Origin of the sequence: Nocardia sp. NPDC058633 (assembly GCF_042717045.1) — a bacterium.
Classification (GTDB): Bacteria; Actinomycetota; Actinomycetes; order Mycobacteriales; family Mycobacteriaceae; genus Nocardia.
On the sequence record NZ_JBHXRA010000008.1, the window covers coordinates 263,760 to 288,994 of the forward strand.

Sequence of the window (25,235 nt, forward strand, 5' to 3'; positions counted from 1 at the left end):
CCATCGAGGCGGTGCAGGACTTGACCGCCCGGTCGCCCTGACGTGAGGCGCGCCCGCCTAGGTCCCGGCCACCAGCATCGGGACCACATAGGTGCGGGCGAACGCCGCCAGGGCCTGCTCCGAGCCGGTGTCGATCGTGCCGACCGGCTGCAGGATCAGCGAGTGGACCACTCGGCAGACCACTTCGACCCGGGCGCTGAGATCGGGAATATCGGGGAATCGATTGTCCTCGAGCACTTTTCGGACTATCTCGGTGGACGCGGCGACCGAGAGCAGGAAGAACGACGCGCCGTCGACGGTGAGCTGAGGCAGCAGGCGATCGGCTTCCAGGGTGAGCAGTCGCTCGACCAGCGGGTGCGCCCGCCAGCGGGTGATCACGGTGGTGAAGACGTCGACGACGATGTCGTCGAAGCTGTCGTGGCGCGCCGGGATCTCGCCCAGGTCGGCGAGCAGCCTGCGCACCTCCCGTTCGAACGCGGCGCTCACCACGTCGTCGCGCGACCCGATACGCCGATAGACGGTGGCGCGGTCGACGTCGGCGGCCTTGGCGATGTCCTCGATCGTCGTCTTGCGCACGCCCACCCGCTCGAACTGCACGAGGGCGGCATCGAGAATTCGTTCCTCGACGGAGTCGGCGGTGGGCGAATTTCCCGAGGTCGCAGCGGTGGAGAGCACACTTCGACGGTATCAGGCGGGGCAGGTCCCGAGCACGACCGCAGATCTGATTCGTCTGCAACATTGCGTCACCATTTGTTGCACTGTACGGTTTGAACATGGCTGATAACGGTGCAACGGCGCGCTCCTATCAGGAAGAAGCGCACGCAATTCACGCGCGGGATGTGCATTTCGACTTCTCGTCGGTGCCCCTGCACTACATCCCGGGCGAAGTACTCGCGACACATGTCACCAATGTGATGCATCTCGTACTTCCCGAGGGCGAACGAGCGATGGCCTCCTGCCTCGCCGAAGCCCTGCCCTACATCGAGGACGAGCGGCTGCGGGAGGAGGTCACCGGCTTCATCGGCCAGGAATCGATGCACGCCAGCAGCCACGAAGGCGCACGGCGGCACCTGCAGTCGATCGGACTCGATGTGGAGTCCTTCGTCGCCAAGGTCGCCTGGATGGTCGACCGCCTCCTGGGCGACCAGGGACTCACCGGTCGCGCCAAGGAGGAATGGCTCAAGGAACGCCTCGGCCTGTTCGCCGGGATGGAGCACTTCACCGCGGTCATCGGCGAATGGCTGCTGGAATCGGATGTACTGGCCGAGCTCGGGATGGACCCGACCATGCTCGATCTGGTGCGCTGGCACGGCGCCGAGGAGGTCGAGCACCGCAGCGTGGTGTTCGACGCCTACATGCATGTCGACGGCGGTTACGCGCGCCGACTGCGGACCGGGCTGCTCGCCAGCGGGACGCTGCTACCGCTGTTCGTCATCTCGACCGCCTACCTGTATCGCCAGGATCCCAGCCAGGACAAGGGACGCTCCTGGGCCAGGCAGTTCGTGAGTGCGACTGCGCGCGGGGTGATTCCGAGCTTCACCACCTTCGTCACCGAGATGCCGCGCTACCTGCGGCCGAGCTTCCACCCCTCGCAGCTGGGTTCGATGGACAACGCACTGCGGTACCTGGCGCACTCGCCGGCGGCTCGCGCGTGAACCCCACCACCGATGTGGCGACGCCGGGCCTGCGGGCCATCGGCGCCGCCGTGGACATCTACAAGAAGGTGTTCACCCAGCCCGCGCTGTCCCCACCGCATCCAGTGCGACACCACGGCTTCGACCTCGACGTCCGCGTAGAAGCGGTGCACGCCGAGGCCGCCGACGTCATGAGCCTGACCCTGGCGGCCACCGACGGCGGGCGTCTGCCCTCGTGGCGTCCCGGTTCCCACCTCGATGTCTTCCTCGCCTCGGGCCGCCAACGCCAGTACTCCCTGTGCGGCGATCCGCGCGATCGGCACCGCTACCGGATCGCGGTGCGCCGCCTCGACAACGGCGACGGCGGATCACAGGAGATGCACACCCTGCGCTCCGGCGACGTGCTGCGCATCCGCGGCCCGCGCAATGCCTTCACCTTCGTCGAGACCGCCCCGTCGTACCTTTTCCTCGCCGCGGGCATCGGAATCACGCCGATCCTGCCGATGGCGCGCGCGGCGGGTTCCCGCGGCCGGCTCGTCTACCTGGGCCGATCGCGCGAGACCATGCCCTTTTTGAGCGAGCTCCCCGCGGGCACCGACCTGCGCCCCGACAACGAGACCGGCACGCCCGACCTTCCCGCGCTGCTCGCCACCGCGGCCCCCGGCGCCGCGGTCTACGTGTGTGGCCCTCCCCCGGTGCTCGATGTCGCCCAGCGCAGCCTGTTCGCCCTGAACCCGACTGCCTCGCTGCACACCGAGCTGTTCTCGGCGCGACCGGTGACCGACGGCAAGGCATTCGACATCACCCTCGCGCGCGGCGGGGAGACCGTGCGCGTCGACAGCACCGAGACCGCGCTCGACGCGATCCGTCGGGTGCGGCCCGACGTCACCTATTCCTGCCGACAGGGTTTCTGCGGCAGCTGCAAGACCAAGGTCCTCGCGGGCTCGATCGATCACCGCGACCGACTGCTCCCCCCGGGCGAGCGCGCCGACCACCTCCTCCCCTGCGTGTCCCGTTCCGCCGGTGGCGCACTCACGCTGGATCTCTGATCGCGAAAGGCACGCCTGCCATGACCACCACGCTCACCTTCGACGTCCACAGTCCGGCGACCGGCGCCCTGGTCGGTTCCTATCCCAGCCACGACGAAAGCGCCGTCGAGGCCGCCGTCGACAGGGCACACGGTGCCGCGACCTGGTGGCGCACAGTCGGTTTCGATGAACGTGCCCGTCGCCTCGATCGGTGGCGCGCCGAGATCACCCGCGGCCGCGACGAGCTCGCGCGCATCATGAGCCAGGAGATGGGCAAGCCGCACTCCGACGCCGCACTCGAGATCGTCATGGCGCTCGAACACCTGAAGTGGGCCGCGCACAACGCGAAAGAGGTCCTCGGCCCGCGTTCGGTCGCGCCCAGTCTGTTGACCGCCAATCAGGCCTGCCGGGTCGAATACCGACCCTTCGGCGTGGTCGGGGTGATCGGCCCGTGGAACTACCCGGTGTTCACCCCGCTCGGCTCGATCTCGTTCGCCCTGGCCGCGGGCAACACGGTGGTGTTCAAACCCAGCGAGTACACCCCGGGAGTCGGCGTCTGGCTCGCCGAGGCGTTCACCCGCGCCGTCCCCGAACAGCCGGTGCTGCAGGTGATCACCGGCGGCGGCGAGACCGGTGCGGCGCTGTGCCGCAGCCGGGTCGGCAAGATCGGGTTCACCGGTTCCACCGAGACCGGCAAGCGCGTGATGGCCGCCTGCGCGCAGCGACTCACCCCGGTGCTCATGGAATGCGGCGGCAAGGACGCCCTCGTCGTGGACGCCGACGCCGACCTCGGTGCCGCGGCCGACGCCGCGCTGTGGGGCGGCATGTCCAACGCCGGGCAGACGTGTCTCGGTGTGGAACGGGTGTATGTGCACACCGACGTCTACGACGCGTTCCTCACCGAACTGCTCGATCGGGCGCGCGATCTGCGGGCCGGGCCGGGAACGGCGAAAATCGGTCCGATCACCATGCCGAAGCAGCTGGCGGTGATCCGGCGTCACATCGAGGACGCCCTCGCCCGCGGCGGCCGGGCACTGCTGGGCGGGATCGACGCCATCGACGGCCAGTTCGTGCAGCCGACCATCCTGGTCGACGTGCCGCACGACGCCGCGGCGGTCACCGAGGAGACCTTCGGACCGACGCTGGTCGTCGCCCGGGTCGCCTCCATGGACGAGGCGATCGAGCGGGTCAACGACTCCGAGTACGGGCTCGGGGCCACTGTGTTCGCCCGCCGCGACGGCGACGCGATCGCCGACCGCATCGACGCGGGCGCCACCTCGATCAACGCCTTCGTCGCGCACGCCACCATCCCCGCGCTGCCGCTGGGCGGGGTCGGCGCCTCCGGCTTCGGTCGGGTGCACGGGCCCGACGGCCTACGCGAGTTCACCTACGCCAAAGCGACTACGCGGCAACGATTCGCCACGCCGCTGGCGCTCACGACATTCACCCGCAGCGCCGGGATCGACACCGTTGTCGATCGCCTGGTATCGGTGCTGCACGGAAGGATCGGCTGACCCATGCCCACAGAACACACGCACATCGTCGTGCTCGGCGCCGGGTTCGGCGGGATCGGGCTGACGATCAAACTGCGCGAGGCGGGTTTCGACGACATCGTCGTGCTGGAACGCGCCGATGACCTCGGCGGCACCTGGCGGGCCAACACCTACCCCGGGTGCGCCTGCGATGTCCCCTCCCAGCTCTACAGCTACTCCTTCGCGCCCAACCCGGAGTGGTCGCGCACCTACGGCAAGCAGCCCGAGATCCTCGACTACCTGCGCACCGTCGCCACCGACAACGACGTGCTCCGGCACGTGCGCCTCGGCACCGAACTGCTCGACGCGCGCTGGGACGACGAGCACTCCCGGTGGCGGATCGAGACCTCGAGCGGTGCGCTCACCGCCGACTACTTCCTCTCCGCGGCAGGCATTTTCGCCGAGGCCAAGTACCCGTCACTGCCCGGCCTGGAAACCTTCGAAGGCACGGCCTTCCACTCGCTGCACTGGGACCACGAGCACGACCTGTCCGGCAAACGTGTCGCGGTGATCGGCACCGGCGCCTCGGCGGTCCAATTCGTGCCCGAGATCCAGCCGAAGGTCGCCGCGATGACGGTGTTCCAGCGGTCGGCGCCGTGGATCGTGCCGAGGATGGACCGGCCGACCCTCGGCCTCGAGCGTCGGCTGCTACGGCAGATCCCGTTGGCGCAGAAAGCCGTTCGCGGGGCCTGGTACTCGCTGATCGAGGGCTTCGGCCTGGTCGGGTTCGTCGACAACCGGTTCCGTCATCCCTACGAGCTGCTCGGCCGCATCCAGCTGCGCCGCCAGATCAGCGACCCGCACCTGCGGGCCAAGGTGACCCCGGACTACATGATCGGCTGCAAGCGGGCGATCTTCTCCGACGCCTATCTCCCCGCGCTCGACCAGGACAACGTCGACGTGGTGACCGACGGCATCGCCGAGGTGCGCGCGCGTTCCATCGTCACCCGCGCCGGGGTCGAGATCCCCGTGGACACCATCATCTACGGCACCGGATTCACGTCGACGCCGAGCGTGTTCGACCGGATCGTCGGCCACGACGGGCGAACGATCGCGCAGGTCTTCCAGCAGCGGCCGCAGACCTACCTCGGTGCCGCGGTCGCCGGATTCCCGAACTTCTTCTGCACGCTCGGCCCCTTCGGCGCGGCGGGCAACCAGTCGGCGGTCTTCATGATCGAGTCGCAGATCGCCTACATCGTCGACGCGCTGAGCACCCTGCGCGCCCGTGGCGAAACCCGGGTCGAAGTCCGCTCACAGGTGCAGCGGGACTTCGTCGAGGAGATGGGCAGGCGCAGCGCCGACACCGTCTGGCTCACCGGCGGCTGCGAGAGCTACTACACCACCGCCGAGGGCGGCAATGCCGGGCTGTATCCGAACTGGAGCTTCGAATACCGCCGCCGCACTCGCCGATTCGACATCGAGTCCTACGAGGTGTCGGCATGATCCGACTCCCTGATCTCGCGCCGGCCACCTGGTTCTCGCCGTCCTACGAGGTAGCGGGGAAGGTCGTGCTGATCACCGGCGCCGGACAGGGCATCGGCCGGGAACTGGCCGAGATCCTGTACCGCCGGGGCGCACAGGTCGTCGTGGTCGACATCGACGCGGCCGCGGCTCGGCGCGCAGCCGACGAGTTGGGGCTCGACACCCTCGGCATCGGCGCCGATGTCGCCGACCGGGCGCAGATGTCCACCGCGATCCAGGAAGTGGTGCGGCAGTTCGGCAGGCTGGACGTGGTCGTCGCCAACGCGGGCGTGACTCCCGTGCCCGCCACCGTGCGCACCATGGACCCGGCGGACTTCGACCGGGTGATCGGGATCAACCTCACCGGCGTGTTCAACACCGTGCACCCGGCCCTCGACCACATCGTGGCCGCGCGCGGTCACGTCGTGGTGGTGTCGTCGTGCGCGGCGTTCGCGCCGGGGATGGGCGGTTCGCCGTACATGGTGAGCAAGGCCGCGGTCGAGCAGTTGGGGCGGGCGTTGCGCGTGGAACTCGCCGCGAGCGGCGCCAGCGCGGGCGTGGCCTACTTCGGCATCGTCGACACGGCGATGACCCACGACATGCTCGACACCGACGAGCTGGGCAAAGAGCTCGACGGGATGCTGCCGTGGCCGCTCAACGTGCGGATCACCGCCGAGTACGCGGCCCGCACGATCGCCGACGGCATCGCCCGTCGTGCGCCGCGGACCATCGCGCCGAGCGGGTGGGAGCCCTATGCGCTGCTGCGCGGGGCGATCAATGTCGTCCTCGACCACCGGCTCGCCGCCGACACCACGGTGCACGAGCTGATCCGGGCGATCGAGCATCGCCGGTGAGCGCCGAACGCGGGTCGCTGCGGGCCCGCACGCTCCGGCAGCTGTCGGCGCTCACCGTGCGCCGGTTGGCCGCTCTCGCACCGGTGAACGCCTACACCCTGGCACCGTCGCGGCTGCTCATCGAACAGGCCATGCGCGCGGGTGCGCCGCCGTTGCGCCCGACGACCACCGAGTCCGTGGACGAGGACGGGATCCGCGGTGAATGGGTGCGCGGGCCGCGGGCCGTCCGCACCGACGCGGTTGTCCTCTATGTCCACGGCGGCGGGTTCGTCGCGGGCTCGGTTTTCGGATATCGGGGCGTCGCCTCCCGATTGTCGACCGCGACAAGACTTCCGGTGTTCACCCTGGACTACCGACTCGCCCCCGAGCACCCGTTTCCCGCCGCGCCCTCCGATGTCGCCGCGGCGTTCCGGTGGCTGACTCGGCGATATTCCGCCGACCGGATCATCCTCGCCGGGGATTCGGCCGGTGGATTCCTGGCGGCTCATCTGGCGGTCGAGAACGCCCGCGCCGGGCTGCCCGAACCGGGTGCGCTGGTGTTGTTCTCCCCGATCGTCGACCTGAGCCTGACCATCGCGGTGGGCCACCGCAACCAGCACCGTGACGGTTTGCTGTCCACCGAGATCGCCAGGCAGGCGATCGCCGCCTTCACCACGGAACCGTTCGATCTGCGACCCGTGCACGGAATGCGGTTGCCGCCCACCGTGATCCATGCCAGCGACACCGAGTACTTCGGCGCCGACGCGACCGAACTCGCACGCCGCTGGCAGGCCACCGGCGCGCACTGCGAGCTGCGGGTGTGGCCGGATCAGATGCACGCGTTCCAGACACTGCCCATCGTCGTTCCCGAATCCAGAACGGCCTATCGCGCGGCGGCTCGCTTCGTCGCCACCCATCTCGGCACCGCCCCCGCGGTCATGACCCAGAAAGTGCCTGCCTCGTGAGTATTCCCCGTTTCGACACCCTGCCCGCAGCGTTCCAGCACACCGCCTCGATCGATCCCGCGGCGGTCGCGTTGCGCACTCCGGGTGACGCCGAGACCGTCACCTGGGGCGAATACGCCGCCCAGGTCCGCGCGGTCGCCGCCGGTCTGGCCGGTCTCGGGGTGCGCCGCGGCGACACCGTCGCGCTGATGATGAGCAACCGGGTGGAGTTCTATCCCCTGGAGGTCGGTGCGCAGCATCTGGGCGCCACCTCGTTCTCGGTGTACAACACCCTCTCCCCCGACCAGCTCGCCTATGTGCTCGGCAATGCCGGAGCGCGCGTGGTGATCTGCGAGCCGCAGTACGCGAAGCTGATCGCCTCCGCCGGTGTCGAGCTCGACCACATCGTCTGCGTCGACGAGGCACCCGAGGGCACCTTGTCGGTGGCCGAACTGCTCGAAGCGGGCCGCGACGATTTCGATTTCGACGCCGCCTGGGGATCGGTGCGCGCCGACGATGTGGCGACACTGATCTACACCTCGGGCACCACCGGCGCGCCCAAGGGCGTCGAGACCACCCATGCCGCACTGCTGTTCCAGGTGCACGGCATCGCCGACATCCTCGGCATCGAATTCGGTGACACCATCACCTCGTTCATGCCGACCGCCCACATCGCCGACCGTCTCACCGCCCTCTACATCCAGGAGGTCCTCGGCACCCAGGTCACCAGCGTCGGGGACCCCAAGCAGATCGCCGCCGCCCTCGCCGACCTGCGTCCCACAGTGTGGGGCGCGGTGCCGCGGGTGTGGGAAAAGCTCAAGGCCGCCATCGAATTCAAGGTCGCGGCCGAACCCGACGAGAACAAGCGCCAGGCCGTGGCGTGGGCGATGTCGGTGGCCGCGGCCCGCAGCACCCACCAGCTGGCGGGCGAACCGGTGCCCGCCGAGCTGGCCGCGGAATGGGCGCGTGCCGACGAGCTGGTGCTGAGCAAGTTGCGCGCCGCTCTCGGTCTGGACCGGGTGCGCTGGGCCCTGTCGGGTGCGGCCCCGATCCCGCCGCAGACCCTGGCGTTCTTCGCCGGCCTCGGTATTCCGATCGCCGAGATCTGGGGCATGTCGGAACTGTCGTGCATCTGCAGCGTGAGCCACCCCCGCGACGCCAAGCTCGGTGCGGTCGGAAAGCTGCTGCCCGGCATGGAATCACGACTCTCCGACGACGGCGAACTGCACGTGCGCGGACCGCTGGTGATGAAGGGCTACCGCGGACTGCCCGAGCAGACCGCCGAGGCGGTCGACGCCGACGGCTGGCTGCACACCGGTGACATCGTCAGCATCGACGACGAGGGATTCCTGCGCGTCGTCGACCGCAAGAAGGAGATGATCATCAATGCCGCGGGCAAGAACATGTCGCCCACCAACATCGAGAACGCGATCAAGGCGGCCACGCCGCTGATCGGCGCGATGGCCGTTCTCGGCGACGGCAGGCCCTACAACACCGCGCTGATCGTGCTCGATGCCGAGTCCGTCGAGCCCTACGCGCGCGAGCACGCGCTGCCCGATGCCTCGGCCGCCGCGCTGGCTGTCGATGCCACGGTGCTCGCCGCGATCGGAGCCGGTGTCGCGGCGGGTAACAGCAAGCTCTCGCGGGTGGAGCAGATCAAGCGCTTCCGTGTCCTGCCCACCTTCTGGGAGGCGGGCGGCGACGAAGTCACCCTCACCTTGAAGCTCAAGCGCAAGGTCATCGCCGAGAAGTACGCCGCGCAGATCGACGAGCTCTACGCCGCGAACCCGCCCGCCGACGTCGTCGACGCCGGATAGTCGATCACTTCGACGCCGAGAAACCAACAGCCCCAGCCGATCTCGGCTGGGGCTGTTCGTGCCGTGAGGTCAGCGTTGCCGGACAGCGTCGTAAGCCAGCGGCAAGGCCGTGCCGGAATTCATCGTCAGCAGCGCTCGACGCAGGTGTGCGCGCTCGTCCGGATCGAGACCGTCGAACAATTCGTCGTTCAACGTGCCGACGAGCTCGTCGGCACGCTCGACCGTGCGCCTGCCCTGCTCGGTGATCTCGACGAGAAACCGTCGGCGGTCGCGGTGATCGCGGATCCTGGCGGCGAGCCCCGCGGCCTCCAGATGGTCGATCGCGGCCACCATCGTGGTCGAGTCGATGCGCAAACGCGTTCCCAGTTCGAGCTGAGAACTGGCCTGGTCGCCTGCCAGCACTTTCAAGATCATGAAGTGCCGGGTGCGCAGACCCAGTGCGGCAAGCCGATCCTCGCTCACGCGGAACATCACCTGCCCGAGCTTGATCAGCAGGCAGCTGGTGTGGTCGGCGACCATATCCGGGATCAACGGTTCGGTCACTGGCGGAAACCTCGATTTCTGGACTGGACAGCAGACCGAGCGTAGTCGGCGATCCACCGACGCCCGTCATCGGCAGCCTCGTCACCGATTATCACCACAGATAATAGTTCGTACTACTGATAGTCTGCCCGGCATGGAGTCAGAATTCATCCAGAAGATCGACCTGGCCGACAAGGTCGTCGTCGTCGCCGGCGGCACCAGCGGCATCAATCTCGGTGTGGCAGAGGACTTCGCGCGGGCGGGTGCTCGGGTCGCGGTGCTCAGTCGCTCCGCGGACAAGGTGGACGCGGCCGTCGAACGGCTTCGCGCGCTCGGCGCGGATGCTCTCGGCGGTAGTGCCGACGTGCGCGACTTCAGCGCGACCGAGGCGGTCCTGAAATCGGTGCATCAGGAGTTCGGCGACTTCGATGTGATGATCTCCGGTGCGGCGGGCAACTTCCCCGCCGCGGCCCTCGGCATGTCCGCCAACGGGTTCAAGTCGGTGGTGGACATCGATCTGCTCGGCACCTTCAACGTTCTGCGCGCGAGCTACCCGTTCCTCCGTAAGCCCGGCGCCTCGGTCATCAATATCTCCGCACCGCAGTCGGAACTGCCCACGATCACCCAGGCGCACGTGTGTGCCGCCAAGGCCGGTGTCGACATGCTCACCAAGGTGCTGGCGATGGAATGGGGTCCGCACGGGGTTCGCGTGAACGGGGTGATTCCGGGACCGATCGACGGGACCGAGGGCATGGCCCGGTTGGCGCCGACCGAGCAGGATCGGGCCCTGGTGACCGACAGCGTGCCGCTGCGCCGGTACGGGACACCGCGTGACGTCGCCAATGTCTGCCGATTCCTCGCATCGCCGCTCGCCGACTTCGTCTCGGGCGTTGTGCTGCCCGCGGACGGCGGGTGGGTGCTCGGTGGCGCTTCGCAAGCGATGGGTGTCATCGGTCAGCCGCTGCTCGACGCCGCGCATCAGGATTCCTGATCACCCGCTCACCCGGGTAGGCGCGACTCGGGCACGGTCGGTTCGCTGGTGGTCGAGCAGTCGACGCAGCGCGATCGGGGTGTGGCCGAGATGCGCGCGCACGGTCCGCGTCAGGTGAGGTTGGTCGGCGAAGCCGAGGTCGGCGGCGAGATCGGCGAGGCCGGTTTCGCCGTCGACGAGCCGATCGATGGCGTGGCCGACGCGTACTCGGTTGCGGTAGCGGGTCAATGAGACGCCCATGTGTTGGGAGAACACCCGGCTCAACCGATACGGCGAGACCCTCAGCAGTCCGGCCAGCGACCGCAACCCGGCGGCCTCCGCCGCACCGGTGAGGATCGCCTGTCGCGCGGCGGTGACCATCGCCTGGTCGCCGGGACGCGGACGCGGAGTCGACGGGTCGGTCGCCGCCGCGACCAAACGGAGCAGTTCCTCGGTCAGCGCATAGTCGATGTCACCGGATGCGGCAGCCCCGAGCAGCCTGCGGTGGGCCAACTCCACGCGCGCGTCGATGTACACCGCCCGCGCGGTGATCGGCCCGTCCCAGAACTCGGGCGCGATGCTCAGCGAGGTGCAGACGTCGCCACCAGCGGGGTGGGCGAACCGTTCCTCCTCCCCGGGTGCGCCCAGATAGCCGAGGGTGGGATCCACATCGGCGTCGACGCCGTCGGCACGACGCCGAAACCTGCCGCGCCGCACCAGAACAAGACGGTGCTCACCGCACGCCTGCGGCGCCGACCATCGGGTGTGATCGGCGTGGCACGTCACCGTGGTCACGGTGAAGTCCGGCCGGGCGGCAAGAGCAACGGCGCACAGCATGAGCTGACCGTACGCCGGGGCTACGACACATCGACCCCACAAGAATCTTCAAGACCGCGGGCTGGTCAGGACTGAATGCTGGATGGGCACACCAACCCATCCCCCGCAGCCCGACCAGGAGAACACCATGGCATCTGTTCACAGAGAATTTCTTGTCGACGCCACACCGGACCAGGTCTGGGACGTCCTGGCCGACTTCGGTGCCGTGCACGAACGCCTCGCCCCAGGCTTCGTCACCGACACCCGGCTCGATGCCGACACCCGCACAGTCACCTTCGCCGAGGGCACCGTCGTCGCCGAACGGCTCGTCGACCTCGACCCTGTGCGCAGGTGCGTCGCCTACACGGTGGTCGGCGGGAGCCTGCACCCTTCCCACCACCATGCCTGGATGCAGGCCCTGCCGGAGGCCGGTGGCACGACACGGTTCGTCTGGCACATCGACGTTCTTCCCGAAGATCTCGCCGCACCGATCACCGAGTTCGTCGACCACGGAGCCACGGTGATACGCGCGGCACTGGAGGCGGCGGTGACGCGGTCGCCTCGCGAAGGCGAACCCGTGCACGAGACCGCGCGATAGCCGGCAGGGCGGCGCGCGACGATCCTCGCCGCCCTGCTCAGTGGTCGGCCGATTACCGTTCGCCGCGCGTAGCGGAAACCCTAGCGCCGGTATCGAGTTCGCCATCCGAACGCGAGCCTTCGGCGTCGACGCGTATCGGCTCGGCCAGCGTGATGATGCCCGCCACGGCCGTCGCCACGGCGGCGAAAGCGACCAGACCGGACCAACCGAACCAGGTGACCGCGGCCGCGCCGAACGCCGTGCCCAGGCTGCCCCCGACGAAGTAGACAGACATGTACGCGCTGTTGAAGCGAGCCGGTGCCGACGCATCGATCGCCAACACCGCGCTCTGATTGGCCACTTGCGCCGCGAACAGTCCGGCATCGAAAAGACCGAGACAGATCAGCGTCACCGCGAGGTTCGACAGGGCGAGCGCCAACACGAGGACCGAGGCGAGGGCGAGCGCCAGCCCCACCACGATCACCTTCCTCGGACCGACCCGATCGGTCCAGCTACCGGCGATCCGAGTCGCGACGACACCGGCCAGTCCGGCACAGGCGTACAGACCGATCCGTTCGGGAGAATACGAGTACGGAGGCTGCGACAACGCCACCGCCAGACCCGCCCAGATCGCACAAAAGGCGAAGAACCACAGCGCGCCTCGCCCCGCCGCCCACCGCAGCGCCGCGAAGCGCGCGAACAGCCCCGGAATTCCCCGCACCGTGTCGAGATAGCCGGTACGGGCCCGGCCACCTACCGACGGCAGGACGGCGAACGCTGTCACCGCCACAACGACACACGGCACAGCGAACACCAACAGCATTGCGCGCCAGCCGATCACCTCGGTGAGCCAACCGCCGACGATGCGTCCGGCGAGGATTCCGGCCGAAATTCCCGCGGTCACGATCCCCAGCACGGTGGCCTGGCGACGAGCCCCCGCGAAACGCCCCGCCACCGAACTCAACTGAGCGCCGACGGCCGATCCCGCCCCGACCACGCCGATGACCGCGCCCAGCGCCCACGACGAAGGCACCGCCGCGCCGGCAGCCGACGCCGCCGCCAGTGCCGCGAATTGCGCCGCCACCACGGTCCGCGGCGCGAACCGGTCCACCAGCGGCACCAGCAACACCAACCCCGCCAGATAGCCGATCGGCCCGAACGCCAGCGCCGTGCCGATCACCGCCGCGGAGGTGTCCAGTGATCCGGCGACCTCAGCGACAGCCGGTTGCAGCAGGTAGACGCTGGCAGTGGCGAGAGCGGCCGCCAGCGCCATGAACCACACGACCGGTGCGCGCAACACCGTGCTCGAACTCTGCGGGATCCGTTTGCTTTCCATCGCACCGACGATAGGAATCCCGCAACCACGGATCCGGCGGAAAACAGACAACACCGTCGCCCCGGGCTACATCGTGACGGATCAACGCCAGGTGAAGTCCGAGGCGCCGTTGCAACCCCAGACCGGCGTCTTCCGGCGATGGAGGGCCGGGCACAGCCCAACGGTGCGCGACGGCGACACGCCTGAGCGTGCCGCTCGCATGATGAAAATGATATTCACTAACATGGCCGTATGACCACGATTCCACGCCAGTGGGCCGGCAAGCCGGGTACGGGAACGTCCACGCAGGACCCGGCCGCGGCGGAAGCAGTGTTTCTCGACGCCACCCTGTCCCTGCTCGAGCCGCTGGCGATCGCACCGGGCGACGTGGTCGTCGATGTCGGGCCGGGGGCTGGCTCTGCCACGGTGGCGCTCGCCCGGGCGGTCGGCGACCGAGGGCGGGTGTACGCGGTCGATCTCGACCCCGCGATGCTCGACGCCACCCTCGAGGCCGCGCGGGCCGCCGGGGTGATCGACCGCATTCGTCCGGTGCTGCACGACGTGGAAGACGGGACGCCGGCGCTGCCGGAGCCCGCGGACGTCGTGTGGGCCTCGTGGTGTGTGCACCACGCCCACGACTGGGACGCCGCGGTGGGCGCACTGGCCGGCTTGCTGCGGCCGGGTGGGGTGCTCTGCGTCGCCGAAGGCGGGCTACCCACCCGGTGCCTGCCCTGGGACGTCGGGACGGGGCGGCCGGGATTGGAAGGGCGTCTGGACGTGGCGCACGATCGGTACTTCTCCGAGTGGTTCTTCGACAGGGCGGCGGTGCGCCCGGGCCGTGGGTGGAGCGAGATCCTCACGGGCGCGGGTCTTGTCGATGTCACGACACACTCGACGTTGGTCGATTACCCCGCCCCGCTGTCGGAGCAGGTGCGCGCGGTCGCCCTGGCGGAACTGGCCGCGCGCGTGCGCCGCGCCCAGCCCCACCTGGCCGACGACGACGCCGCGGCCTGGGCGCGGCTGCTCGATCCACACGACGATGCCTGGCTGGGACACCGCGGAGATCTCGCCCTGCTCAGCGCCCGCACCGCCTACCGAGGCAGGTCCGCCCAGCCGGGCCGAAGCTAGGCCTAACACCACCGAGCGACGTAGGCGCTCAACTGCGCATTCCTTCGCATCGGCGCACGACCGCGAGTACCCGATCGATCTCGTCGGCAGTGTTGTAGACATGGACACTCACCCGCACGGCGTGGTCGTCGGATTCACGACCCGCCTGGCAATGTCCGTCCGCGCGCACCATGATTCCTTCGTCGGCCAGCACGAATCCGAGGTCGTCGGAGCGCACCGCGGTATGCCGGAAGGTCACCAGCGATTCCCGGCGCTGTACCGGCGAATCCGCGGTCAGGCTCCGCTGGCAGCCCAGCACCCGCACCCCCGGCAGCCGGGCGAGGCCGTCGGTGAGTCGCGCGCTCAACGCGGTGGTCCAGGCGCCGATCTCGGCGAGGCCCGCGGCGTCGAGCCAGTCGAACGCCGCGGCCATGCTGACGATGCCCGCGGTGTTCGGCGTGCCCTCCCATCCGCGCGGCGCGAAGCGGGGGCCGCGCCGGTTGCGCGCCCACACCGCGCCGACGCCGGGCAAGGCCAGCATCTTGTGCCCGGAGAACACCACGAAATCGACATCGAGGTCGGCCACCGACACCGGGCGGTGCCCGACACTCTGCGCGGCGTCCAGGCAGATCGGCACGTCCGGGCCGACCACCTCGCGCACCCGGTGCACATTCATATCGACCCCGAACACGTGGTGCACGTGGGTCACCGCCACGAACCGGGTCCGCGCGGTGACGAGCGAGGGCAGCGCGCGGTGGTCGTAGTCGCCGGAGGAGGCATCCACCGGCATCGCCAGCACGCTCACCCGTATTCCTCTGAGCGCCAGCTGTTCTCGCAGGTCGAGCCAGGGTCGCAGATTGGCTTCGTGGTCGCCGAACGGAACGATGATCTCGTCGCCGTCGGTGAGCTGATCCGCCAACCAGTCCTGCGCGACGGCGCGCAATCCGTGACTGGTGCCGTCGACGAACTCGACCGACGAACCGGTTGTGTTGTCGCCCAATGCCGTTCGCACCCGCTCGCGTGCGGCGTCGATCCGGGCGGTCGTCGAGGTGGCCCACGGATAGGAGCCCCTGCCGACGTTGGCATTGGTGGTGGTCAAGAACTCGGTGACGGCGTCGAGCACGGCGGCGGGCTTCTGCGTTGTCGCCGCGCTGTCGAGATAGGCCGAGCCAGGATTGGCCGTGATGATCGGGAACTGGGCACGCAGCCGTCGATGCCAGTCGGTGAGACGGTCGATCACGTCGTCGGATCCGGTGCGCATCGTTGTCAGTCCCGGACCAGCGGGGCGCCCGCGTCGCGCCAGGCCACCACCCCGTCGCGCAGACTGCGCGCGTCCTTGTGCCCCATTCTGGTCAGCAATGCCGCATAGCGCGCCGACTTCTCGCCGACCGGGCACACCAGCAGTACGGGCTTGGTCGCGCCGAACGGCAGCCCGCCGTGGACGAGTTCGTCGAACAGTTCGTCGACGATGTTGATCGAGCCCTCGATGTGTGAGGCACCAAAGGCGAACGAGCCGCGCAGATCGATCACCAGCGGCTGCCCGGTGGCGATCCAGTCGCGTGCCGCGGCCACGTCCAGCGAGGTCACGGCGGCGGCGTCGGCCTCGGTCACCGTGTTCACCGAGTTCGGCCGGTCGGGTCGCTCGAGCAGATCGGGCCTGCGCGTGCGGATGTAGCTCATGTAGCTCTCGACTCGATCGCACACGATGAACACCGCCGTGCGGCGCTCGGTGAGCGTGGCGTCGATGGCCGCGAGGTGACGCACGGCGCCGAAATAGGCGGCGCCCGCGGTCGGCCCCGCCAGGATCCCGCACCGGCGATTGAGGGTGAGCAGGCCCTCGATCGCCTCCTGTGAGGTCACCGCGTCGATCGTGTCGTAGTTGTCCGGGTCGAACAGACCGACCTCGTTGACCTCGTCGATATTGCGGATGCCGGGTACGAAATCGGATTTGTCGGCGACCAGACCGATGATCGAGACCCCCGGATTGTGCTCGCGCAGCACGCCTGCCACCCCGGCGGACGAGCCTGCCGTGCCGATACAGGCGATGAAGATATCGGGCCCGGCGCCGTCGAGATCCTTGATGATCTCCGGCGCGGTGCCGGCGCGGTGGGCGTCGAGATTGCGGGGGTTGAAGTACTGATCGGTGTGCACGTAGCCGCCACCGTCCGCCGACAGGGTTCGATACATCCGGGTCAGCGGATCCTCGGTGTCGGTCGGATCGAGACACTCTGTCTGCCCGGGTAATTCCTCGATCTGCGCGCCGAGCAACAGCAACAGATCCTTGATCTCGGGCACCTTCATGCGGTTGGTCACGCTCTTGAACGGCAGCCCGTGCATGGCCGCGATCACAGCCAGCGCCTTGGCGGTGTTGCCACTGGACAGTTCCACCACGGCATCACCGGCCTCGACGGCCCCCGGCAGGTGCTCGCGCACCATGTTCCAGGCCGGGCGGTCCTTCACCGAACCGAACGGATTGAGCATTTCCATCTTCGCGTAGAGGTCGATGTTGTTCAGCCCGTGAACCTTCGGGTCGATTCTGACCAGTGGTGTGTCGCCGATGACGTCGAGAATGCTGTCGTACTTCATGCCCGGTTCCCTTTCACTGGCCAATACTGTTCGTCCAGACACCACGTCCACCCGCCCTCGGCGGGATAGACCGCGACCTTGCGGGCGATGGGTTGCATCAAGGCGTGGTCGGCCGCGAAATCCATGAAGTAGCCCGCGGTGTTCACGAAGGCCAGCAGGTCCCCCGCGACGGGCACGCGCGGTAGCGTCACCTGTCGGCGGGTGATGAAGTCGTCCTCGAGGCACAGGTTGCCCGTCAGATACACCCCGACCGGCTCATCCGCCCCGGGGGTTCGCGACACCAGGATCGGATCCATCAGCACCGCATGGTCTTCGGTGCTGATGTCGCGCGAGTTCGCCGCCACCGCGACCAGTACGTCTCCGGCGGCGTTCGTGCGCACCTGCGAGACCCGTGCCAGCGTGAGACCGCACTGGTCGGTCAGTCCGCGCCCGGGTTCGATATGCAAGTCGTAGAGGCCCTCCAGCAGCAACGTCGCCAACGGCCTACCCAGCGAAGGGGATTCGCGGCCGAGTAGTTCGTCGAGGTAGTCGGCGCCCGCGAGGTCACGGTGCGCCGGATACAGACCGAGGGTGCCGCGCAGGGTGCCCGCTTCGGTGCGCAGACCGTAGCCGTGGTTCTGCCAGGTCATCGGTGCCCGGGTGCCCAGCACCGCTTTGCCGAATTCGGTGGTGTAGCGGTCCCACTCGCCCCGGTCCCGCAGGTAGTTCACACCGAATCCGCCGCCGATGTCGATCGCGTCGGGGGTGAATCCACGGGCCTGCGCCTCGTGCACGGCCAGCAGGCATCCCTCGAGCGCGCGGGCTTTCTCGTCGAGTCCGGTGGTATCGAGGTGGTAGGCCATTCCGCGCAGGTCGAGGAGGTCGCGGTGCCGATCCAGAATGTCGAAGCCCGAAGCCAGTTCCCGCGCGTGGATACCGAAGCGACTGCGCCTGCTCGCGATCGTCACCCCGGGTGAGTCGAAGGCCGACAGGCGGATCATCACCCGCACCGGCGCCAGCGCGAAGCGACCGACCAGCTCCGCCAGTTCGACCAGCTCTTCGCAGGAATCGACGTTGATCATGGCACCGACTCTGGCTGCCAGCCAGAGGAATTCGGTGTCCTTGGGTCCGGTGGCCATGAGGCGCGCACCGGTGAATCCGGCCTCGAGAGCGTGCTGCAGTTCGCCCAACGAGGCCACATCGACTCCACAGGATCCGGCGGCCAGCTGGCGGATCAACGCGCTCGACCTGTTCGCTTTGTGCGCGAAGTAGATGGCCCCTCGCAGCCGATGCCTGCCGTAGACGGCGCGATACTGCGCGGCGTTCGTCTCTATCTGCTGCGGGACAACCACATTCAGCGGGGACCCGAGTGCCGCGACCATCTCGGTCAACCTGCCCGGCGCGTCGAGGACCTCTCGCAACAACCCGCTCACCAGCGGCTTCAAAACCAGGTCCGGTTCCACACTTCCCCCATCCGAGCTCCACGTCGTGCCGTGCACGGCACGAGGGATCCGCCGACCCGTGCGACGACGGGTCGAGCGCCGTAACGACGCCTGCACCAACTGCTGAAAGGCGATCTTCGTCAACCCATCGTCTCGGACCCCTTTCGGCGCGACCACTGAACCCGACGAAGCTGTTGTTCGAGCAGCACTGGGCCACAACAGGTTCGGAATCCAGGGTAGCCATCCGGGCCACCGTGCGAGCGTCATCCCGCGCTATTGAAAAGGATGTTCATCAGTCGTGGACTCTGTGTTACACGCCCGGCCATCGGCGTGCAGCCCCCGCACGCCGCCGATCCGCACGCCCTGCGGCTCACCCGTCGGCGAGCCGCAGGACACGGCGACTATTTCGCCGGAGCCGTGAAGGGCTGGTTGATCGTGGTGAAGTACTGGATCATCGCACCGACGGCGACCGGCGCGGTGACCAGAATCTGGCCGGCCACCGTGCCGAGGGCACCGATCGCGAGGACGCCACCCAGGCAGCCGAGCGCGGCGGCCGGAATGAACGGACCGAACATCCCGACGATCGTCGCCGCGGCCACCGTGGCCCCCGCGATACCGCCGAGCACGCAACCGACCGCGGCACCGCCGAGACCGCCGACCAGCGTGCCGATGCTGGCACCCATCCCGATGGTGCTGGTCATCCGCGACCACGCGGCCTGTTCCCGCTCGTATTCGGACTTCCACGGCGCCTTGTCCTCGAACGGCAACGCGACCGGCTTGTACACGGCCTTGTCCATACTCAGCTCGGGCGTGAGGGTGGCGGTGCGGCCGTCGACAACGGCCGCGATCGGAAACTGGAAGTCGTCGACAGTGAACGTCAGCGGAGCGGCGGTGACGACCCGACCCGCGTTGTCGCGTACCTCGAGCGCGCCGTTCTCGACGACGAGCGCACCCGCATCGATCTCGACGACAGACGTGCTGTCGGTGGCATACGCGGTGAACCCGATCGGCTGCTCGGCAGCACTCGGCTGGGCCTGCACCGCACCGGCGGCGACGGTCAGAGCCGCCAGCGCGAGCGCGGCGGGGGCAACAATTTTCCTCATCAACATGGCGATTTTCCTCATCAGACACATGCCGGGCGAAGCGCTCGGCTTTCGAAGCATACCGATAATGATTATCATTAACATTTGGCATCGGCATACGGCCCGCTGGAGGTCCGCCGATGGCGAAAACGGTCAGGGGGCGGAGCAGCCCCGTCAGCGACCACGCGGATCGCCCGGCCGCGAGGCGGATCGGCTACGAATGCCGATCGACAGAGGTGAACGGGCGGGGCACTACCGGTACGCGGGCTCGTCCGCGGCGCGGAGGCCGGCAGCGCTGTGCGCGTAGTACCCGGGCGTTGTACCCAGAATGCGTTTGAAGTGTCGAATCAAATGCGGCTGGTCGTGGAAACCCGTGGTGGCGGCCACGTCTCGCGCGGGCATGCCGCTCAGCAGCAGCGGCCGGGCGAGATCGACCCGACGCGAGATCAGATACTGATGCGGTGGCATCCCGAACTCGCGGCTGAACGCGCGGATGAGATGGGTGGAATCGGCGTGCAGGACCGCCGCCGCGTCCGCGAGTGTGAGACCTTCGACGATGCGGGAATCGAGCAGCTCCCGCAATCGGTGAGCCAACACGGGGTCGGCTCGCCGAGGCGGCGGATCGGTGCCGCGTAGCAGGTCGCGCAGCCGCTCGTGGATGAGAGCGAGGCGACTGGCCGCCTCCAATTCCTCACCGGGGTGATGCAGCGTGGCGTGCAACCGGCGGATGCGACTGTGCAGCAGCGGGTCGGCGAAGGTGGGAGTGTCCACGGCGAACCCGATCATCTCCTCGGAGAAATGGGCGGGGTCGAGGTACAGCACACGCTTGCGAAATCCGCGCGCGCTCGCGGCTTGGCCGTTGTGCGGGACGAAGGGGGGAAGCAGCGAGACCACCGAGCCGAGGACTCCGTGTTCGTGCCGGTCGAGGTCGTAGCGAACCGCCCCGTCGTCGACGATCAGCAGTGTCCAGGAGTTGTGGGCGTGCATCGGGTACACGTGCCCGACGAAATGGGCGTGCAGGACCTCGACGATCCCCGGCACTCGCGGCTGCCAGGCCCTGATCTGCTCGACGGCGCCGACAACCATGCCAGGATCGTACAAGCCTCGACGGACCGGTCGGCGGCACAGTGATCGGCATGGAAAGCGTGCGATTCGACACCAAGATCGCGGTACTGCTGCGCGACGATCTGCAGACCTGGCAGCGGCTCAATGTGACGGCATTTCTGGTCAGTGGCCTGGCCACGGCAGAACCGGAGGTGATGGGAGAGCCCTACGAGGACGCCGACGCGACGGTCTATCTCCCGATGTTCCGGCAACCGGTGCTCGTCTTCGAAGCAGGCAAGGAGGTAGTGCGCGGCGCGCACGGCAAGGCGGTGGCGCGGGGCCTGCGGACGGCGGTTTTCACCTCCGACCTGTTCGCCACCGGAAACGACCGCGACAATCGCGCCGCGGTGCGAGCAGTCGGCACCGACGACCTCGACCTCGTCGGCATCGCGGTGTACGGGCCACGCAATGTCGTGGACAAGACGCTCAAAGGTGCGCGGATGCACTCGTGAACCCCGCGCCGTGATCCGACGGGACAACGGCGGCAGCGGCACCGGCCACCGCGGGCGCGTGCGCAGCCCCGCGCGAAAGAATGCCGCGTAGTGCCGTTCGTCCGCGCCTGCCCCGATCAACAAGCCTGTGCGGTGGGTGCGCTCCGATCGGGGTCGGCGCGGGAGTCCTGCCCCTGCTCACCGACGCCGATCATGCGGGCGACGAGCGCGGAACGCAGGCGCCAGACCCCGTCCGACTGCATCGGGTCCAACCCGGTGATCTCGGCGATCTTGTTCAGCCGATAGTCGACGGTGTTGGGATGGACGTGCAGCGCCCGCGCCGTACGCAGCCGGGTGGAGCGGGTCGCCAGGTGCGCTGTCAACGTCTCGAGCAGTACCGGGTGTGGCTCGAGCGGGTCCAGGATCGCGGCCAGATGCTTGCCCGCCGCGCCCGGGCGCGACAGCTGGTATTCCAGCGACAAGTCTTCGAAGCGCTCCAGTCCGACTCGGCGCAGCCGACGCATGATGTCGAGCACCGCGTGGACGCGCTCGACCGCTTCGGAAACGCTGTCGACACCGACCGCCACGCAGGTGGCGCGGGCCTGCCGCTGGGCCGCGGCGGCGATCCGCTCGACGAACCTTTCCGCATCCGCGGGGTCGAAGTGGTCTCGCGGAATCAGCAGGGTCGCGATGTTGTTTCCCATCTGCATCAACGCGTGATCACCACAGTGGCGCAATACTTCGGCTCGGACGGAGCGAACTACGCGCGGGGCGACGATCTGGCGATCCGGGTGGGGATCGGCTTGTTCATGATGAAGCACGAACTCCACGGCGAAGACGACATAGCTCTCGGCCAGCCGAATTCCACTGGCGCGTGCCATGGCCGGTGTCGCGTTCCCGGCCATCAGAGCCGCGGTCACCGCATCGGTATCGTCACCCCCCGCCGCGCGCATCTCGTCCAGATACGCTTCGGAGATCACGGTGGCGAGGCGGCTGGAGAGCTCGACGAACACCCGAGCGAGTTCGACCATCGCGTCATGATCCCGGTCGGACGACGCCTGAGCGATGAGGTGATCGAACATCACCCGCAGGCCGTCGTTCACCGCCTTGTGCATCGTGTCGATGGGCACGCCCTCGTACGCCCATTCGATAGCACCGGCCCGCACATCGGCGAGCGGTTTCGCCGTGTCGTCGTCGGCCAGCAGCCTGGCGGTCAGCTCGAGGCAGGCGCCGACCATCGCGGTGACATCGCGCCGCAGCACCGCGAGGGGAACTCGGGCGGCCAGCGCGCTGTTGACGACGAATCGGCTCATGATCTTGCCCGAGATCGTCGACGCCGCAGGGAGACAGTCGAGCACCGGCCGGCCTGCCAGTGTCACGATCGGGGCCGACAGGGTGCTGTCAGGCATGCGCACATTTCCTACTCTCCGGTGTTTGCGCTCCATCGTGCGTTCCGGGCGCCCCGCATTCCAATGGCGTTTCGCACCCGAATCACACAGACGTTGTGCATTATGCACCATTGGCCGCCGTTTTGCCGTAGCACCTGTACACCGAAGCGGGAAGCGAACGGGGCTCCACAGCCATGACCTCTGCGGTACGCCCGGCATTCGCGCGACCTTCGCCGAACCTTCGATCCAATCTCCCCATTGCCGAAGATCGAGGCATTCCAGCTGCACACACACTCATCTCGGCCGCGAGTTCGACGCACCGGCCGTCATCGACACGACGGCGACCGCCCCATCGAGAGCCGTCGACAGGCACCGAGCGCCCGTGCGGAATTCGAGTGAACGCATGTGTACTATTTTGCCGTGAACAGCTCGGGCGCGCAGCCGCTACAGAGTCCGGCAAGCTACGCTACTCCGCCGGGATTCGCCCGGTGACCACCGTCGTGATCACCGTGCTCGCGATCGTCGCCGTCGGTGAAGCCGCCGGGTTGATCACCCTGTCGATCCTGCTGGCCCGCAGTCGGCGCAAACGCCGAGCACCGCGTCGGTCGACGACCACGCAGCGGTTGGTGGTGAGCGGCCGCGAGGCGGTGCGCACCGCCTGGCAAGCCGCAGATCTGGTGCGTACCAAAGGGTTTCGTGCCGCCGTGCTGACCTCCATCGAAGACCTCGCGGGCTGGGCGCGGGTCGAACGTCCCGACTTGGCCAGGCTGGCACCCGACGGCAATGTCGTGATCATGTTCTCCGACATCGAGCAATCGACCGCCCTCAACGAACAACTGGGCGACCGCGCGTGGGTCAAGCTGCTCGACCGCCACCAGCGCCTCGTCGAACGATGCGTACACCACCACGGCGGTCATGTGGTGAAGAACCAGGGCGACGGGTACATGATCGCCTTCGCCGCCGCCGATCAGGCGGTCGAATGCGGCGTGGCCATCCAGACCGCGCTGCGCAAAGACGCCGAATCGTCGCGAGGCGAGGCCGATTTCCGGGTTCGGATCGGGATCCACATGGGTAGTTCGGTGCGCCGGGGCGACGATCTGTTCGGACGCAACGTCGCTATGGCCGCACGGGTCACCGCGCAGGCCGAGGGCGGTGAGGTCCTCGTCAGCGAGCCGGTGCTGGCGGCGATCGGGGCCGGTACCGAGCTCACGATCGGGGCCGGACGCGACGCGACCCTCAAGGGCCTACGGGGCACCCACCACCTCACCCCGGTGTGCGCGGCGCGGTGATGCGGCGAAGGTAGCTCAACCGGGTTGCGGCGTGCTCTGCCGCCAGTACAGCGCATCCAACGCGACAGCGACATGCACGCCGTTCTCCGCCAGTGGCCGTGGCAGCAACTCGTCCGCGCGGGCGATCCGGCGCAGAATCGTGTTCCGATGCGTGAACAACCGCGCCGCCGCGCGCGTGGCGTTGCACTGCTCGTTGATGTAGGCGAGAACCGATTCGCGCAGTTCGGGGTCGGCATGTTCGAGATCGCCGAGGGTGTATTTGATGAATCGGTCGGCCTGCGCGCCGTTTTCGGTGATCAGCGAGGTCAGTTGCACCTCGCCGAAGGTCACGAGGCGTCGGGTGCTGTGCGGGCGGGCGAGGATTCGGTGCGCGGCCTGCGCGTCGAGATGACTCGTCCGGAAGCCCGCGAGATTTCGACCGGTCGAGCCGATGGCGATACGTACCCCGGGGATATCGTCGAGCGCCTGGGCCAGGGCCGCGGTGTCGGGAGGGGTGCGCCCCGGCACCCACACCCACAGGGTGGCCGCGCTGGCGAGCACACTCAGCGCCGTCGCCGCACCGGCGGCTTGCGCGAGTGCTCTGGTCACCCGATGCGGTTCATCGAGTTCGGCACCGGGAGTGTCACTCCAGGCGATAGCGGCGGTATGGGTGGCGTCGAGCCGATAGCCGAGCCGGATCGACGCACGCTCGATGTTGACCGGTTCGCCCTCGAGGATGAGCGAGATCATTTCGCGGCGTTCGGCATACGAGCCATCGGCGAGTTCGTCGCGCTCCCGGCCGATCACCTCCGTGACCGCCTCGATGGTGCCGTCCACGAATCTGGCGATGGACGCGGCGGTGACGTCCAAGACCTCCTGCAGTTCGAAGGGGTCGGGCGTCAGGATGAACACGATCGTCATCCACCGCCGCCAGACGACGTCCTGCCCCACGCGATAGGCCTGCAAAGCGGCTTCGTTCATGCCGCGCCGTACCAGGTCGCGAACGATGGCGATCTGGTCCGCGCCGAGGTTGATCGGCACCGGCATGCCCGGGTCGGCCACGTTGGCCGAGGCCCAGTGCAGCAGGTTGCCGCGATTGACGCGCCGGACCGCCTCCGCCAGCAACGGATCTCCGGCGATGGCACGCAGGCTGGTTTTCAGAAGGGTGGCGTCGTAGAGCTCGTCGAGCCACTCCTCCGGCGCGTTCAACGCGACCTCGGCACCTTGGCGGATCACTTCGCGCGCGCGGTCGGACAGGCGTCGATCGAACAGACCATCACCAGGGTGCACCGCCTCATTATGCAACCTTCGATCCGAGCACACCGGCGCCGAGGCGCCGCGCTCGACCACGAGTCGACTGTGTGTAGACAACGCGCCATACGGCCGTGGGCGCAATACA

23 protein-coding genes are annotated in these 25,235 nt (G+C 68.3%); 12 read left to right on the forward strand and 11 right to left on the reverse strand.

Annotated elements, in window-relative coordinates; genetic code table 11:
* Positions 1-57: 57 nt before the first annotated feature.
* The gene (locus tag ACFWUR_RS13060; RefSeq protein WP_378906248.1) at positions 58-675 is read right to left on the reverse strand and encodes a TetR/AcrR family transcriptional regulator; all 618 of its coding nucleotides are present in this window, start codon (positions 673-675) and stop codon (positions 58-60) included.
* Positions 676-773: 98 nt separating this feature from the next.
* Between ACFWUR_RS13060 and ACFWUR_RS13065 the strand changes: the two genes are divergently transcribed.
* The 7 genes from ACFWUR_RS13065 to fadD11 are packed head-to-tail and all read left to right on the forward strand — an operon-like array spanning position 774 to position 9,249.
* A complete protein-coding gene (locus tag ACFWUR_RS13065; protein ID WP_378906250.1) occupies positions 774-1,655 on the forward strand; it encodes a metal-dependent hydrolase in 882 nt (293 codons plus the stop codon).
* Complete coding sequence (locus ACFWUR_RS13070) at positions 1,652-2,683, forward strand: PDR/VanB family oxidoreductase (RefSeq protein ID WP_378906252.1); 1,032 nt, start codon at positions 1,652-1,654, stop codon at positions 2,681-2,683. The genes ACFWUR_RS13065 and ACFWUR_RS13070 overlap by 4 nt, the downstream gene beginning before the upstream one ends.
* Positions 2,684-2,703: 20 nt before the next feature.
* Positions 2,704-4,176: an aldehyde dehydrogenase family protein gene (locus ACFWUR_RS13075; RefSeq protein WP_378906254.1), complete on the forward strand. Its 1,473-nt coding sequence runs from the start codon at positions 2,704-2,706 to the stop codon at positions 4,174-4,176.
* 3 nt (positions 4,177-4,179) lie between these two features.
* Positions 4,180-5,637 (forward strand): flavin-containing monooxygenase, encoded by a 1,458-nt coding sequence (locus tag ACFWUR_RS13080; RefSeq protein ID WP_378906256.1) that lies wholly within the window; start codon positions 4,180-4,182, stop codon positions 5,635-5,637.
* Entirely contained in the window at positions 5,634-6,509 is an 876-nt protein-coding gene (locus ACFWUR_RS13085; RefSeq protein WP_378906258.1) for a short-chain dehydrogenase/reductase, read from the forward strand. Before ACFWUR_RS13080 ends, ACFWUR_RS13085 begins: the two co-directional genes overlap by 4 nt.
* Positions 6,506-7,453, forward strand: a complete 948-nt coding sequence (locus tag ACFWUR_RS13090; protein WP_378906260.1) for an alpha/beta hydrolase — start codon at positions 6,506-6,508, stop codon at positions 7,451-7,453. Before ACFWUR_RS13085 ends, ACFWUR_RS13090 begins: the two co-directional genes overlap by 4 nt.
* Positions 7,450-9,249 (forward strand): fatty acid--CoA ligase FadD11, encoded by a 1,800-nt coding sequence (gene fadD11, locus ACFWUR_RS13095; RefSeq protein ID WP_378906262.1) that lies wholly within the window; start codon positions 7,450-7,452, stop codon positions 9,247-9,249. The genes ACFWUR_RS13090 and fadD11 overlap by 4 nt, the downstream gene beginning before the upstream one ends.
* 69 nt (positions 9,250-9,318) lie before the next feature.
* Here fadD11 and ACFWUR_RS13100 read toward each other — a convergent pair whose 3' ends face one another.
* Positions 9,319-9,792, reverse strand: a complete 474-nt coding sequence (locus ACFWUR_RS13100) for a MarR family winged helix-turn-helix transcriptional regulator (RefSeq protein ID WP_378906264.1) — start codon at positions 9,790-9,792, stop codon at positions 9,319-9,321.
* A 133-nt stretch (positions 9,793-9,925) separates the two neighbouring features.
* Here ACFWUR_RS13100 and ACFWUR_RS13105 point away from each other — a divergent pair, with 133 nt between their 5' ends.
* Positions 9,926-10,762, forward strand: coding sequence for an SDR family oxidoreductase (locus ACFWUR_RS13105; RefSeq protein ID WP_378906266.1), 837 nt, complete (start codon positions 9,926-9,928; stop codon positions 10,760-10,762).
* On the opposite strand, the gene ACFWUR_RS13110 is transcribed toward ACFWUR_RS13105, so the two are convergent.
* On the reverse strand, positions 10,763-11,578 hold the full coding sequence (locus ACFWUR_RS13110; RefSeq protein ID WP_378906268.1) for a helix-turn-helix transcriptional regulator: 816 nt from the start codon (positions 11,576-11,578) through the stop codon (positions 10,763-10,765).
* Positions 11,579-11,705: 127 nt separating this feature from the next.
* Between ACFWUR_RS13110 and ACFWUR_RS13115 the strand changes: the two genes are divergently transcribed.
* Positions 11,706-12,155 carry an SRPBCC family protein gene (locus ACFWUR_RS13115; RefSeq protein ID WP_378906270.1) on the forward strand — a complete coding sequence of 150 codons (450 nt, stop codon included), beginning with the start codon at positions 11,706-11,708 and terminating at the stop codon, positions 12,153-12,155.
* 52 nt (positions 12,156-12,207) lie between these two features.
* Here the strand turns inward: ACFWUR_RS13115 and ACFWUR_RS13120 are convergent, their stop codons facing one another.
* The gene (locus ACFWUR_RS13120) at positions 12,208-13,470 is read right to left on the reverse strand and encodes an MFS transporter (RefSeq protein WP_378906272.1); all 1,263 of its coding nucleotides are present in this window, start codon (positions 13,468-13,470) and stop codon (positions 12,208-12,210) included.
* Positions 13,471-13,701: 231 nt separating this feature from the next.
* Between ACFWUR_RS13120 and ACFWUR_RS13125 the strand changes: the two genes are divergently transcribed.
* Positions 13,702-14,577: a class I SAM-dependent methyltransferase gene (locus ACFWUR_RS13125; protein ID WP_378906274.1), complete on the forward strand. Its 876-nt coding sequence runs from the start codon at positions 13,702-13,704 to the stop codon at positions 14,575-14,577.
* Between the two features lie 28 nt (positions 14,578-14,605).
* On the opposite strand, the gene ACFWUR_RS13130 is transcribed toward ACFWUR_RS13125, so the two are convergent.
* The 5 genes from ACFWUR_RS13130 to ACFWUR_RS13150 all read right to left on the reverse strand — a co-directional run bounded on the left by ACFWUR_RS13130 (position 14,606) and on the right by ACFWUR_RS13150 (position 20,731).
* Entirely contained in the window at positions 14,606-15,817 is a 1,212-nt protein-coding gene (locus ACFWUR_RS13130) for an aminotransferase class V-fold PLP-dependent enzyme (protein ID WP_378906276.1), read from the reverse strand.
* A gap of 5 nt (positions 15,818-15,822) precedes the next feature.
* Positions 15,823-17,142: a pyridoxal-phosphate dependent enzyme gene (locus tag ACFWUR_RS13135; protein WP_378906278.1), complete on the reverse strand. Its 1,320-nt coding sequence runs from the start codon at positions 17,140-17,142 to the stop codon at positions 15,823-15,825.
* Positions 17,139-18,584, reverse strand: a complete 1,446-nt coding sequence (locus ACFWUR_RS13140; protein WP_378906280.1) for a Y4yA family PLP-dependent enzyme — start codon at positions 18,582-18,584, stop codon at positions 17,139-17,141. The genes ACFWUR_RS13135 and ACFWUR_RS13140 overlap by 4 nt, the downstream gene beginning before the upstream one ends.
* Before the next feature lie 380 nt (positions 18,585-18,964).
* Positions 18,965-19,672, reverse strand: a complete 708-nt coding sequence (locus ACFWUR_RS13145) for a hypothetical protein (protein ID WP_378906282.1) — start codon at positions 19,670-19,672, stop codon at positions 18,965-18,967.
* 225 nt (positions 19,673-19,897) lie between these two features.
* The gene (locus tag ACFWUR_RS13150) at positions 19,898-20,731 is read right to left on the reverse strand and encodes an AraC family transcriptional regulator (protein ID WP_378906284.1); all 834 of its coding nucleotides are present in this window, start codon (positions 20,729-20,731) and stop codon (positions 19,898-19,900) included.
* 50 nt (positions 20,732-20,781) lie between these two features.
* Between ACFWUR_RS13150 and ACFWUR_RS13155 the strand changes: the two genes are divergently transcribed.
* Positions 20,782-21,201: a DUF2000 family protein gene (locus tag ACFWUR_RS13155; RefSeq protein WP_378906286.1), complete on the forward strand. Its 420-nt coding sequence runs from the start codon at positions 20,782-20,784 to the stop codon at positions 21,199-21,201.
* Between the two features lie 116 nt (positions 21,202-21,317).
* On the opposite strand, the gene ACFWUR_RS13160 is transcribed toward ACFWUR_RS13155, so the two are convergent.
* Positions 21,318-22,589 carry a PucR family transcriptional regulator gene (locus tag ACFWUR_RS13160; RefSeq protein WP_378906288.1) on the reverse strand — a complete coding sequence of 424 codons (1,272 nt, stop codon included), beginning with the start codon at positions 22,587-22,589 and terminating at the stop codon, positions 21,318-21,320.
* A 467-nt stretch (positions 22,590-23,056) separates the two neighbouring features.
* Here ACFWUR_RS13160 and ACFWUR_RS13165 point away from each other — a divergent pair, with 467 nt between their 5' ends.
* A complete protein-coding gene (locus ACFWUR_RS13165) occupies positions 23,057-23,857 on the forward strand; it encodes an adenylate/guanylate cyclase domain-containing protein (RefSeq protein WP_378906290.1) in 801 nt (266 codons plus the stop codon).
* Between the two features lie 15 nt (positions 23,858-23,872).
* Here the strand turns inward: ACFWUR_RS13165 and ACFWUR_RS13170 are convergent, their stop codons facing one another.
* Positions 23,873-25,126, reverse strand: a complete 1,254-nt coding sequence (locus ACFWUR_RS13170; protein WP_378906292.1) for a PucR family transcriptional regulator — start codon at positions 25,124-25,126, stop codon at positions 23,873-23,875.
* Positions 25,127-25,235: the final 109 nt, after the last annotated feature.